Consider the following 8,750-nt stretch of genomic DNA (forward strand, 5'->3'; position numbering starts at 1 on the left):
CCCGCCCGCCGCCCTGCCCACCCCCGACGAGGAGACCACCCGCGCGGTCATCGCCGCCCACCACGCGGCCGTCAAGGTCCTGCGCGACCGGCACCCCGGCATCCTGGTCGGCTGGACCGTGGCCAACCAGGTCTACCAGGCCCTGCCCGGCGCCGAGCAGGTCACCGCCGACTACCGGTACCCCCGCGAGGACGTCTTCATCGAGGCCGCCCGCGGCGACGACTGGATCGGCGTGCAGTCCTACACCCGCACCAAGATCGCCGAGACCGGGCCCGTCCCGGCGCCCGACGACGCCGAACGCACCCTCACGCAGTGGGAGTACTACCCGGCCGCCGTCGGCCACGCCCTGCGCCACACCGCCGACGTCATCGGCGACGGCACGCCCCTGATCGTCACCGAGAACGGCATCGCCGCCTCCGACGACAGCCGCCGCGTCGACTACTACACGGGCGCGCTCGACGAGGTGGCCGCCGCCGTCGAGGACGGCCTGAACGTCCAGGGCTACCTTGCGTGGAGTGCCCTGGACAACTACGAATGGGGCTCGTTCGCGCCGACGTTCGGACTGATCGCCGTGGACCCGGTCACCTTCGAGCGCACCGCGAAGCCGTCCGCGGTCTGGCTCGGCGGCCTCGGCCGGGACCGTGTCCTGCCGCGCGCCGCGCACTGACCGTCCCCCCCCCCGAGACCGGGAGCCGGCCGGCACCTGACACCGGCCGGCTCCCGCACCACCCCACGACCACGACGCCGCGCTTGCGGAGTCACCCCGGGGCGGTGACTCCGCATCCGCCGCGTCGCCGCCCGTACCACCTCCGGGTCCTGGTGCCGCACCCGCTGCGTCGCCGCCCGCACCTTCCCGTCTGCCTGCTCACCGCAGAGGAGCCAGAGCCGCATGAACCGCCGTAGTTTCCTGACCGCCGCCGCAGCGACCACCTGCGCCGTGTCGCTGACCGGCACGGCCGCCGCCGCACCGGCCGTACGACCCGACGCGCAACGCCGCCTGCTGCGCGACTGGTTCGTCGCGACCCACCGTTCGATGGAGGCCATGACGACCGAACTCGGCCTGGCCGCCGACAAGATCGACGTCAGCGGGAGCGGCACACCGGTGCCGTCCGCGCAGACCTCACCGACCAACATCGGCTGCGGCCTGTGGTCCACCGTCGCGGCCGCCGGACTCGGCGTCATCTCCGCCTCCACCATGCGCCACCGGCTGGCCCGCGCGATCACCGCCGTGGAACGCCTGGAGCGGGCCCACGGCTGGTGGTTCAACTGGTACGACGCGCACGACGGCTCCCTGCTGACGGCCTGGCCGGAGACCGGCGACCCCGTCCGCCCGTTCCTGTCCACGGTCGACAACGCCTGGCTGGTGACCGGCCTGCGGATCGCCGCGGACGCCGACCCGCACCTGCGCCCCCGCGTCGCGGCGCTCCTCGCCGACGCCGACTGGTCGTACTACTACACCCCCTACGACCCGGCCGACCCCGTCGCCGGGCCGGGGCAGCTGCGCGGCGGCTTCTGGCCCGACAAGCCCGGCAAGGGCGAGCCCACCGGACACCACTACGGCGCCCTCAACACCGAGCCCCGCATGGCCAGTTACCTGGGCATGGCCGACGGCTCACTGCCCGGCGAGCACTACTGGCACCTGATGCGCACCCTGCTCCCGGGCATGGGCCAGGAACAGGAGCCGGGCGGCGCGTACGCCGACATCGACGGCGTACGCGTCTGGGAGGGCCACTACACCCACCGCGGCCGCAAGCTCGTCCCCACCTGGGGCGGTTCCATGTTCGAGGCGCTGATGGTGCCGCTGTTCGTGCCCGAGCCGCAGTGGTCACCCCGTTCCTGGGGCACGACCCACCGGCGGTTCGTCCGCAGCCAGATCGAACACGGCCTGATCGAGGAGGAGTACGGCTACTGGGGCTTCTCCCCGGCCTCCGTACCGGACGGCGGCTACCGCGAGTACGGCGTCGACGCGATCGGCATGCAGGAGGACGGCTACCACTCCCTCGGCGTCGTCACCCCGCACGCCTCCTTCCTCGCCCTGCCCCAGGCCCCGGCCGAGGCGCTCGCCAACCTCCGCGCCCTCGACCGCGCCTTCGGGGCCTACGACGACCGCTACGGCTTCCGCGACTCGGTGGACGTCACCACCGGCCGCGTCAGCGACGTCGTCCTCGCCCTCGACCAGGGCATGATCACCGCGGCGATCGCCCAGCAGCTGCGCCCCGGCCTCCTCCAGCGGCCGTTCCGCAGCGGGGGCTTCCACTCCCGGGTCCGGCCGCTGCTGGCCGCGGAGCGGTTCTCGATCTAGCGCCGCCGCGGCACGGGTCTCCGGGCTGGGGGGAGGGGGCGGACCTCTCTCCCGGCAGTCCGGAGACCCGTCGTCCCCAGGGCTACTGCTCGCCGGCGCGGGGCTACTCCCCGCCGGGACGGCGCTCCGAACGCTCCGCCCACACCCGTGCCGCCAGCGCGTCCGCGTCCTCCTGCGACGTGCCCGCCTTCACCAGGATGATCCCGTTCGACCCGTCCGGGAACGTCACCGTCCGCATGGCTGTGCCCAACGGGCCCCCGGGCGTCGAGCCCTCTGGCGTCGGTCCCTCCGGCATGACGGCTCCTCTCGACGGCGGATCCCCCAGGCTAACGGGGCCGCCGCGGGGAACGGGGCGCCTCGCCCCGCCGGGCCCGCCCCGGTTGCCGCGGGTGCTGCGAGTGCTGTGGGTGTCACGGCTGCCGTGGATGCGCGCGATCAGGCCGGGGCCGGGGACAGGCCCGACCGGAGCAGGCTGTCCGCGGTGGCCACGATCGTCTCCGTGACGTCCCTGGGCCGCCAGCCCAGGACCGAGCGGGCCTTCTCGTTGCTGATGACGGGGATCCGGCCCCGCAGCGCCGCGGCGTCCCGCAGCGCCGGGTCGGTCCTCGCGCCCTCGATCACCTGCTCGACGGTCAGTTCGGTGGCGGGCAGGAGGTCCGCCGCGGCGGGGAAGTTCCGCCGCAGGATCTCCGCCATGCCGAAGAAGCTGATCGACGGCCCGCCGACGGCGATGAAGCGCTCCCCGGCCGCCTCCGGACGCAGCATGGCGCGCAGGTGGAGGTCCACCACGTCCCGTACGTCCACGACGCCGAAGTACATGACCGGCACCACGGGCAGCCGCCCGGTCAGCATGCTCGCGACCAGGCCGACCGAGCCCGAGGGGCGGTCGCCGAGCTGGGGGCCGAAGATGCCCGTGGGGTTCACGACGACCAGCTCGATGTCGCCTTGCGCGTCGGCGAAGTCCCAGGCCGCGCGCTCGGCCAGGACCTTCGACCTGTGGTACGCGGGCAGCCCCTCGGTGTCCGGATCGGTCCAGTCCGTCTCGGAGTAGCGGTCGTCGGGCTTCAGGGTGTAGCCGATCGCGGCGTACGAGGAGGTCATCACGACCCGCGGGACACCTGCCTCCCGCGCCGCCGCCAGGACCCGCAGCGCACCTTCGCGGGCGGGCCGGACGAGCTCGTCCTCCGTCTCCGGCGGCCTGACCGGGAAGGGCGACGCATGGTGCAGGACGTGGCCGACGCCGTCCAGGGCCCGCCCCCAGCCGCCGTCCGAGCCCAGGTCGGCGACGGCGAACTCCAGCCGGTCCGCCGGCTCGACCCCGGCCCGGTGCAGGGCCGCCAGGACCGCGGCCCGCTGTCCGGGCTCCCGTACCGTCACACGGGTCCGGTACCCCTCGCGCAGCAGCCGGGCGACCGAGTGGCCGCCGACGAGTCCGGTGGCGCCGGTGACGAGTACCGTCGCGGGTTCGCGCGGGGCGTCGTCGGGATGCGGTGTGCTCATGTCCGATGTGCTCATGTCTTCGGTCCTTCGGTCCTTCGTTCCTTCGGTACGTGAGGCGGCGGCCCTTTGGTTCTTCGGTCCGTCAGTACGTGAAGCGGTCGATCACGCGGGTGACCTCTTCGACGGCCTGCTGCTCGGCGGCGGCGTCCCCGCGCACCCGGGCGTCCCACAGCTCTGCCTTGTGCCGCAGGTACGCCAGGCGCAGCTGGAGCTGTTCGATGTCGGCGGCCAGCGTCTCCGCCTGCGCGGCGAACAGGTCGCGCTGTTCGGCCGCGGCGGCGTCGCCCAGGGCCAGCAGCTCCAGGTAGCGGCGCATCCCGGTGACCGTCATCCCGGCCGAGCGCAGGCAGGACAGCGCCTGGACGCGCTCCGCGACCGCGGGCCCGTACCGGCGGTGACCGCTGGATTCGTCGCGGGCCACCCGGCCCAGCAGGCCGATCTTCTCGTAGTAGCGGAGCGTGGACTCGGCGAAGCCCGAGCGCCGCGCCATCTCCTGGATGGTCAGGTCCTCGGCGTGCTGTCTGGTCGCTGGCATGCGGACAGCCTCCGACACCTGAAGCGCTTCAAGTCAAACCGACATCTGAACCCGGAGCGCTCCGCACACGTACGGTCGACCGAGGGTCTCGGCCCGGACCCCGCGGTCCGTCCCGCCCTCGTCCCGCCGACCACGTGGCGACCCAGGGACCGCGTGGTGACTTTTGAGGAGCTCCCATGACCACTTCACGCCTCGACGACTGGCTGGCGACGCGCCGGCCCCTCGTCCTGGGCCTCTTCCGCATCGTCCTCGGCCTGCTGTTCACCAGCGAGGGCGCCGCCACGGTCTTCGGGGTGCTGGACCGCAAGGCGAGCCCGACGGGCGACTGGCCCTTCTGGTACGCCGGGGTGATCGAGCTGGTGTGCGGCGCCCTCGTCCTCCTCGGCCTCGCGACCCGCGCCGCCGCGTTCCTCTGCTCGGGCATCATGGCGTTCGCGTACTTCACCGAGCACCAGCAGGACGGCCTCTTCCCGCTGCAGAACGGCGGACTGGCCCCGGTGCTCTTCTGCTGGGGGTTCCTGCTCGTCGTGTTCTTCGGCCCCGGGGCCCTCGCCCTGGAACGCGTCCTCGGCCGCGAGCGCGGCACGCGCCCCGTCGCCGGCCCGGTGGCCGAACGGTCCGGGTGAGCGAACCGGTGCGGACGGTCGGACCGGTGCGGACGGTCGGACCGGTCCTTCTCATCGGGACCGGCCCTTCTTGTCGGGACCGGTCCTTTTCGTCGGGACCGGTTCTTCTCGTCGGACCGGTCCCGACGACCGCCGCCCTTCGTCCCTGAAGCCGTCCCTCGTCCGTCGAACCGACTTGAGGAACGGCTCGCTCAGGCCTTCTCGGGCGACGGCCCCAACGCCCCCGCCGCAAGCCCCAGTTCGGCCTCCGCCACCGCCCTGGCCAGGTGCGTGATCACCGTTGCGCGCCGGTCGGCGCTGGTGTTGATGTAGGCACTGGCCCCGTCGATCGCCACCAGGATGCGCAGCGCCGCCTCCCACGGGTCGGCGCAGCTGAAGTCCCCCGCTTCCGTACCGGCGGCGACGACCTTCTCGATGCGCCGGCACCAGAGCATCTCCTGCGCCACGACGTGTTCGCGCAGCCCGGGCCGGTAGCGCGACAGGTGCCGCGCGTTGAGCCAGAGCCGGCTGACGTCGTCGAACTCGGTGCTGGACGTCAGCGTGAAGAACCGCTGCAGGACCGCCCGCGGTGCGCCGTCGCCGTCGCCGGGGCCGTCCGGCCGCTCGGGCAGCAGCGTGTCGAGGTCCGCCAYCGTGGCGGCGGTGAACGCCTCGGCCACCAGGGCGTCGGCCGCGGGGAAGTAGTGGCCGACGAGTCCGGGCCGCACGCCGAGCTCGTCGGCGACCCGGCGCAGCGTGATGCACTCCAGTCCCTCGGTGAGGCCCACCCGCGCGGCGGCGGCGACGATCTCATGACGGCGCTCGGCCGGGTCCTTGCGGACCCGCCTGCCGGGTCCGCCCGCGCCCGAAGCCGCGCCGGAAGCGATGCCGGAAGCCGCGCCGGAAGCCGCGTCGGAACTCGTGCCGGAACCCCTTGACGTCATGTCGCGAATGCTATTGAGTATGCGACCAATAAGCAATTGGTCATGCGCCCAATAAGCGTCGCCGTCCGGAAACCACCGGCCCCGGTCCGAGAACCGCCCCCTGCGCCCCGCCCTCGTCGAGCCGGCCGCCGGCGGGACGGCGGACCGTACGGCAGCCCGCGCATCACTGTCAGGAGACGAACGTGGACGACACCCCCACCGACGCAGGCGGAACCGACGCCGGTGAGCTCGCCGGGTACGGCTATCAGCAGGAGCTGAAACGGACCCTGTCCGCGTGGGCCGTCTTCGCGATCGGCTTCGCGACGATCTCGCCCGTGGTCGGCATCTACGCCGTCGTCCAGCTCGGCTTCCTCTTCGCCGGGCCCACCTGGATCTGGGCCGTCGTCGTGGCCTTCCTCGGCCAGCTGCTGGTCGCCGTGGTCTACGCCGAGCTGTCCTCGCAGTTCCCGATCACGGGCGGCGTCTACCAGTGGGTGCGCCGGCTGGGCGGCCCGCGCCTGGGCTGGCTGGTCGGCTGGATCTACCTCGCCTCGGCCGTCGCCTCGCTGACCACGGTGGCGTACCTCGGCGCCACCTGGCTGTACATGCTGGCCGGCGACGGCGCCCCGTCGACCGCCGTGCACGTCCTCCTCGGCGTGGTCTTCGTCGCCGTCGCGCTCGGCATCAACCTGCTCGGCGTGAACCCCGTCAAGCACTTCCTGAACGCCGGCATCGTCGCCGAGGGCGTCGCCTCCCTCGCGGTCAGCCTGATCCTCCTCCTCTTCGTGCGCCACAACGGCTTCGGGATCCTCTTCGAGACCCTCGGCGCGCAGGACGTCTCGGGCGGCTCCGTGACGGCCGGCCTGCTGACCTGCCTCGCGGTCGCGGGCTGGGCGTTCCTCGGCTTCGACGCGACCACGCAGGTGGCCGAGGAGACCGAGCAGCCCCGGCGCAGCGTCCCGCGCGCCCTGCTGCGCGCCTACCTCTTCGTCGCCTTCACCGTCCTGCTGACCGGCCTCGCCGTGACCCTCGCGCTGCGCCGGCCCGAGGACGCCGTGTCCGGCGCGATCGCCGACCCCGTCTTCGAGGCGGTGACCCAGGGGCTCGGCGGCTGGAGCGAGAAGCCGTTCGTCGTCGTCGTCCTCATCGCGTTCTTCGCCTGCGCCATCTCCATCCAGACCTACATCGGCCGCGCCGTCTACGCCTTCGCCCGCGACCGCCAGCTGCCCTTCTCCGCGAAGCTCGCGACCGTCGGCCCGCGGCAGATCCCGTACGTCTCCCTCATCGCGACCGCCGTCCTCGCCGGCCTCGGCCTGCTGCTCGGACTGAACGGCAACGCGGCGGCCACCCTGATCGCGTTCGGCTCCGGCGGGTTCTACTTCGTCTTCCTCGCGGTCGCCGTCGTGGCCCTGGTCGCCCGGCTGCGCGGACGCTGGAACCCGGCCGCGGGCCAGCTGCGGCTCGGCCGCACCGGACTCGTCGTCAACGTGCTCGCCGTGCTCTGGCTGCTGTTCGAGGCGGTCAACATCGCCTGGCCGCGCACCGAACTCGCCCCCGCCGACGGCAGCTGGGCACAGGTCTGGGCCGTGGTCCTGGTCTTCTCCGCCCTCTTCGTCATCGGCCTCGGATACGTCGTGACGGCCAAGCCCCACACCCGGCTCGCCCCGGGCGCGGCCACCGCACACCCGACCGCACAAGGTCCCACCGCGAAAGAAGTGAAGGCACCCTGATGTCGTCGAAACTCTCACCGGCCGTCGTCTTCGACCCCGCCACGGGCCTCGGCACCCGCGAGGTCGCCCTGCGCCCCGCCGGTCCGGGCGAGGTCGAGATCGAGGTGCGCGCCGCGGGCGTGTGCCACTCCGACCTGCACATCGTCTCCGGCGACTGGCCCACCGACCGCCCCCTCGTCCTCGGCCACGAGGCGGCCGGCGTGGTGAGCGGGGTCGGTCCCGGCGTCACCTCCGTGCGGCCCGGCGACCACGTGGTGCTGTCCTGGTTCGCACCCTGCCGGCGCTGCCGCAAGTGCGTGGCCGGCCAGGGCTGGCTGTGCACCGGCACCAAGGCCGTCGCCAACACCCTGCCCGACGGCACGACCCCCTTCACGGACGCCGACGGCGAGGAGGTCTGGCCCTACCTCGGGCTCGGCGCCTTCACCGGCCGGCTGGTCGTCCCGGAGACGGCCGCGGTGAAGGTCCCCGACGAACTCCCCTTCAGCATCGGCGCGTTGCTCGGCTGCTCCATCACCACCGGCATCGGCGCGGTCGTCAACACCGCCGGGGTGCGGCCCGGTGAGTCCGCGGTCGTCATCGGCACCGGCGGCGTCGGCCTCTCCGTGGTGATGGGCCTGTCCCTGGTCGGCGCCGATCCCGTCGTGGCCGTCGACCTGTCACCCGAACGCCTCGCCGCGGCGAAGAAGTTCGGCGCCACCCACMCCCTCGACGGGGCGCGCGACGACGTGGTGGCCTGGTGCCAGGACGAACTCGGCGGCGTGGACTACGCGTTCGAGGCGATCGGCAGCCCGAAGGTCGTCGAGACCCTGCCCGCCATGCTCACCTCCGGCGGCGCCGCCGTCCTCGTCGGCATGGCGGCCACCGACGCCACCGGCGCGTTCAACCTCTTCGACCTGGCCGACCAGGGCAAGCGCATCCTCGGCTGCAACTACGGCTCCAGCGTGGGCGAACTCGACATCCCCAAGCTGGCCCGCCTCTATCTCGCGGGGAAGCTGCCCCTGGACGACCTGGTCGGAAAGGTCCGCCCCCTGGCGGAGGCCACACTCGCCCTCGACGACCTGCGCTCCGGCACGGGCGTACGGACGATCCTCGAACCGTGACCGCCGCCGCCGTGACCACGCCGTGAGGGCGGCGGCCGGCCCGTACCGCACGGGC

At 73.2% G+C, this 8,750-nt stretch carries 9 protein-coding genes; 5 read left to right on the top strand and 4 right to left on the bottom strand.

The features are described from left to right. Positions 1-667 (top strand): family 1 glycosylhydrolase (locus FGF04_RS33455; RefSeq protein WP_149515157.1); only part of this gene is annotated, 667 nt, incomplete at its 5' end. A gap of 222 nt (positions 668-889) precedes the next feature. Beyond that, positions 890-2,302, top strand: coding sequence for a glucoamylase family protein (locus FGF04_RS33460; RefSeq protein ID WP_149515149.1), 1,413 nt, complete (start codon positions 890-892; stop codon positions 2,300-2,302). A 103-nt stretch (positions 2,303-2,405) separates the two neighbouring features. Here the strand turns inward: FGF04_RS33460 and FGF04_RS40725 are convergent, their stop codons facing one another. The 3 genes from FGF04_RS40725 to FGF04_RS33475 all read right to left on the bottom strand — a co-directional run bounded on the left by FGF04_RS40725 (position 2,406) and on the right by FGF04_RS33475 (position 4,337). Continuing rightward, positions 2,406-2,597 (bottom strand): hypothetical protein, encoded by a 192-nt coding sequence (locus tag FGF04_RS40725; protein ID WP_149515150.1) that lies wholly within the window; start codon positions 2,595-2,597, stop codon positions 2,406-2,408. A 140-nt stretch (positions 2,598-2,737) separates the two neighbouring features. Further along, positions 2,738-3,817 (bottom strand): NAD-dependent epimerase/dehydratase family protein, encoded by a 1,080-nt coding sequence (locus FGF04_RS33470; RefSeq protein WP_235882629.1) that lies wholly within the window; start codon positions 3,815-3,817, stop codon positions 2,738-2,740. Between the two features lie 67 nt (positions 3,818-3,884). Further along, entirely contained in the window at positions 3,885-4,337 is a 453-nt protein-coding gene (locus tag FGF04_RS33475; protein WP_149515151.1) for a MerR family transcriptional regulator, read from the bottom strand. A gap of 176 nt (positions 4,338-4,513) precedes the next feature. On the opposite strand from FGF04_RS33475, the gene FGF04_RS33480 reads away from it, so the two are divergent. Continuing rightward, on the top strand, positions 4,514-4,963 hold the full coding sequence (locus FGF04_RS33480) for a DoxX family protein (protein WP_149515152.1): 450 nt from the start codon (positions 4,514-4,516) through the stop codon (positions 4,961-4,963). Between the two features lie 191 nt (positions 4,964-5,154). On the opposite strand, the gene FGF04_RS33485 is transcribed toward FGF04_RS33480, so the two are convergent. Next, positions 5,155-5,886 (bottom strand): TetR/AcrR family transcriptional regulator, encoded by a 732-nt coding sequence (locus FGF04_RS33485; protein WP_149515153.1) that lies wholly within the window; start codon positions 5,884-5,886, stop codon positions 5,155-5,157. Between the two features lie 182 nt (positions 5,887-6,068). Here FGF04_RS33485 and FGF04_RS33490 point away from each other — a divergent pair, with 182 nt between their 5' ends. Continuing rightward, the gene (locus tag FGF04_RS33490) at positions 6,069-7,595 is read left to right on the top strand and encodes an APC family permease (RefSeq protein WP_235882630.1); all 1,527 of its coding nucleotides are present in this window, start codon (positions 6,069-6,071) and stop codon (positions 7,593-7,595) included. After that, a complete protein-coding gene (locus FGF04_RS33495) occupies positions 7,595-8,695 on the top strand; it encodes an alcohol dehydrogenase catalytic domain-containing protein (RefSeq protein ID WP_149515154.1) in 1,101 nt (366 codons plus the stop codon). The genes FGF04_RS33490 and FGF04_RS33495 overlap by 1 nt, the downstream gene beginning before the upstream one ends. Positions 8,696-8,750: the final 55 nt, after the last annotated feature.

Source organism: Streptomyces apricus, assembly GCF_008369065.1.
Taxonomy (GTDB): Bacteria; Actinomycetota; Actinomycetes; order Streptomycetales; family Streptomycetaceae; genus Streptomyces; species Streptomyces apricus.

Bases quoted from the DNA above. Each gene is read 5' to 3' on its own strand.
- FGF04_RS33460 (WP_149515149.1), top strand. From the start codon at position 890: ATGAACCGCCGTAGTTTCCTGACCGCCGCCGCAGCGACCACCTGCGCC.
- FGF04_RS40725 (WP_149515150.1), bottom strand. From the start codon at position 2,597: ATGCCGGAGGGACCGACGCCAGAGGGCTCGACGCCCGGGGGCCCGTTG.
- FGF04_RS33470 (WP_235882629.1), bottom strand. From the start codon at position 3,817: ATGAGCACATCGGACATGAGCACACCGCATCCCGACGACGCCCCGCGC.
- FGF04_RS33475 (WP_149515151.1), bottom strand. From the start codon at position 4,337: ATGCCAGCGACCAGACAGCACGCCGAGGACCTGACCATCCAGGAGATG.
- FGF04_RS33480 (WP_149515152.1), top strand. From the start codon at position 4,514: ATGACCACTTCACGCCTCGACGACTGGCTGGCGACGCGCCGGCCCCTC.